This window comes from Mesorhizobium sp. M7A.F.Ca.US.002.01.1.1, from assembly GCF_004022955.1.
Taxonomy (GTDB): domain Bacteria; phylum Pseudomonadota; class Alphaproteobacteria; order Rhizobiales; family Rhizobiaceae; genus Mesorhizobium; species Mesorhizobium ciceri.
In genome coordinates, this window is the sequence record NZ_RZQE01001024.1 from 1 (window position 1) to 581 (window position 581).

Below are 581 nucleotides of genomic sequence, written 5' to 3' on the forward strand. Positions count from 1 at the left end.
GTCCTTCAGCGCCTTGCTGACGGTTATGAACTCATCCCATGTGGTCGGCGGGGTCAACCCGGTCTTGGCGAAGACGTCCTTGTTGATGAACAGGCCGAGCGTCTGCGAGGCGAAGGGCAGGGAATAAACCTTCTTGTCGGCGCGGTAGGTGCCGGCCACCAGCGCATCGGCGGGCTGGTTAGCGAGTGAAGGCACCGTGGTCAGATCCTGCGGCTCGAAATAGCCGGCCTTCACGAACTGCTCGAGCCAGCCATAGGCGTGGGTGTGGATGACGTCGCCACCCTTGCCGGCGGCCAAGGCCGTCGAGACGATCGTCGGATAGTTCTCGTCCGGGAAGGACTCGAACTTCACATGGACGTCCGGGTTGGCCTTGGTGAAATCGGCGAAAAGTTCGTTGTAGGCGGCCTTGTCTTCCTGGCGCCAGGTCCAGAACGAGATGTCGGTGGCATGCGCTACGCTGGCTGCCAATCCCCATGCGAAAGACGCGGCCGCGAGGGCCAGCCCAATCCTTCTCCTGCTCATGTTGCAATCTCCCAATCGCGCTTGATGCGCTTTTTACGACGATTATCAAATCATAGTTC

The 581-nt window shown here is 60.1% G+C and carries 1 protein-coding gene; it reads right to left on the reverse strand.

All coding sequences use genetic code 11. The annotated features are described in order from the left end of the window. Positions 1-522: extracellular solute-binding protein (locus EN932_RS37505; protein ID WP_128369591.1), on the reverse strand; the 522-nt coding region annotated here is incomplete at its 3' end. Positions 523-581: the final 59 nt, after the last annotated feature.